The sequence below is a fragment of the Streptomyces odontomachi genome (assembly GCF_024435355.1).
Lineage (GTDB): Bacteria > Actinomycetota > Actinomycetes > Streptomycetales > Streptomycetaceae > Streptomyces > Streptomyces odontomachi.
This window is the reverse complement of record NZ_JAMJWG010000073.1, coordinates 1-2515: the sequence shown is the minus strand read 5'-3', so window position 1 is coordinate 2515 and position 2515 is coordinate 1. Positions and strand designations below refer to the sequence as shown.

The 2515-nt window shown below is 73.4% G+C and carries 2 protein-coding genes; one reads left to right on the top strand and one right to left on the bottom strand.

The genetic code is table 11. The features are described from left to right. Nucleotides 1–187: hypothetical protein (locus NQO67_RS43410; RefSeq protein WP_255956179.1), on the bottom strand; the 187-nt coding region annotated here is incomplete at its 3' end. Between NQO67_RS43410 and NQO67_RS43405 the strand changes: the two genes are divergently transcribed. Then, on the top strand, nt 101–2515 hold a 2415-nt coding region (locus tag NQO67_RS43405; RefSeq protein WP_255956178.1), incomplete at its 3' end, for an acyltransferase domain-containing protein. The two genes, NQO67_RS43410 and NQO67_RS43405, sit on opposite strands and share 87 nt — an antisense overlap.

The following is a 2515-nucleotide window of genomic DNA, read 5'->3' as shown; positions in this document are numbered from 1 at the left end:
TTCGTTGAAGGACGTGGTGTTCGCCGACGCCGATGCCGGCGCTGATGCGGGCGTGCTTGATCAGACGTGTTTCACGCAGCCGGCGTTGTTCGCGTTGGAAGTGGCTCTGTACCGGTTGGTGGAGTCGTTCGGGGTGCGGGCTGATGTGGTGGCCGGCCACTCCGTGGGCGAACTGACCGCCGCTCATGTCGCCGGGGTGCTCTCCCTGGAGGACGCGGGCGTGCTGGTGGCCACCCGGGGCCGACTGATGCAGGCCGCTCCGGCGGGTGGCGGCATGGTGGCCGTCCAGGCCACGGAGGACGAGGTCCTGGCCTGCCTGGAGTCGGAGCCGGGGGTGTCGATCGGGGCGGTCAACTCGCCTGATTCGACGGTGGTCTCCGGCGACACGGAGGCCGTGGCCCGGGTCGCGGCGCATTTCGCCGGGCTGGGCCGCAAGACGCGCACCCTCGCGGTCAGTCATGCCTTCCACTCCGCGCACATGGATGGAGTGTTGGCGGAGTTCGAGGAGATCGCGTCGGGGCTGGCCTTCCGTGAGCCGTCGATTCCGGTCGTGTCGAACGTGACGGGTGGCCTGGCCACGGTCGAGCAGGTGACGGATCCGGCGTACTGGAGCAGTCACATCCGTCAGCCGGTGCGGTTCGCCGACGGGGTGCGGAGTCTGCGTGCGGCGGGTGCGTCCACGTTCCTGGAGCTGGGTCCGGACCCGGTGCTGACCGCGCTCACCCGGGCCACCCTCGACGAGGCCGGCGAGGCGGACGAGCCGGTGGTCGCCGTCTGCGCGCTGCGCGCCGACCACCCCGAGACCCGCACCTTCGTCACGGCCCTTGCGACCGCGCACGTCCATGGCGTCGACGTCGACTGGCAGCTGCCGGCCGGCGCCCCCGGACAGGCCGTCGACCTGCCCACGTACCCGTTCCAGCGCGACCGGTACTGGCTCGCGCCCGCCAGGTCGGCCGGGGAGCCGGGTGCGGCCGGTCTGGAGGCCGCCGGGCACCCGCTGCTGAGCGCCGAGACGGTCCTGCCGGACGGCACCCGGCTGTTCACCGGGCGGGTCTCGCTGCCCACCCACCCGTGGCTGTACGACCACGTGGTGTTCGGCACCGTCGTCCTGCCGGGCGTGGCCTTCCTGGACCTGCTGCTGTACGCGGGCGATCAGGTGGACTGCGGGATCGAGGAGCTGACCCACCACGCGTTCCTGGCGGTGCCGCCGCAGGGTGCGCGTGACCTCCAGATCACCGTCGAGGCACCTGACGAGACCGGCCGGCGCTCGTTCACGCTGTACTCGCGCGCCACCGACGCGGACCGGTCGCAGGAGTGGACGCGGCACGCCAGCGGGCTGCTCGCGCCGCTCGTGCAGGAGGAGCCGTTCGACCTGGCGGCCTGGCCGCCGGCCGGTGCCACGGCGGTGGACATCGACGCGTTCTACCGGACGTTCATCAACCGCGGCTACGAGTACGGCCCGATGTTCCAGGGCTTCAGGGCCGGCTGGCGGCTGGGCGACGACCTGTACGCCGAGATCGCCCTGCCGGACGACGCCGACGCGGAGCACTACGGGATCCACCCGGCGCTGCTCGACTCGGCGCTGCACCCGCTGATGCTCTGGTACGACGCGGCGGACGGGGTGCGGCTGCCGTTCTCGTGGCGCGGCGTCTCGCTGCGGGCGAGCGGTGCACGCCGGGTGCGGGTGCGGCTGACCCGCCCGGAACGAGACACCGTGGCGCTGTCGATCGCGGACGCGTCGGGCGCCCCGGTGATGCGGATCGCGTCGCTGGCGATGCGCCCGGTGGGCCCCGAACAGCTGGCGGCGGCCCGCAGCACCCAGCCGGACTCGCTGTACCGGATGGACTGGAACAAGCTCCCCACCGCGCCCGCGGCGGCGGCCACCCTGCCGTTCGCGGTACTCGGCGACAAGGAGCTGACGGCCGACCTGGAGCGGCTGGGTGTCGCCGCCGCCTGCCACCCGGAACTGGCCGGTGTGCGCGGCGCCACGGCGGGACTGCTGCTGCCGGTCGGCGGCACCGACCGCGCGGTGGCCGACGCCGCGCACGGCACCGCGACCCAGGTACTCGCGGTGCTCCAGGAGTTCCTGGCCGACGAGCGCTTCAGCGGCACTCCGCTCGTGGTGCTCACCCGGGGTGCGGTCGCGATGGACGACGCCGAGGACGTGCAGGACCTCGCGGCGGCGACCGTCTGGGGTCTCGTACGGACCGCCCAGTCGGAGCACCCGGGCCGGATCGTGCTCGTCGACCACGACGCCAGTGACCTGTCCTGGCGCGTCTTCACGGCCGGCATGGCCTCCGGCGAGGCGCAGTTCGCGCTCCGCGAGGGCGCCCTGCTGGTGCCGCGGCTGTCCCGCGCCACCCTCGCGACGGACATTCCCGCCACCCCCGCGACCCCCGCGACCCTCGACCCGAACGGCACGGTCCTGGTCACCGGGGGCACGGGTGCTCTCGGTGCGTTGCTGGCCCGGCATCTGGTGACGGTTCACGGGGTGCGGCGTCTGGTGCTCACCAGC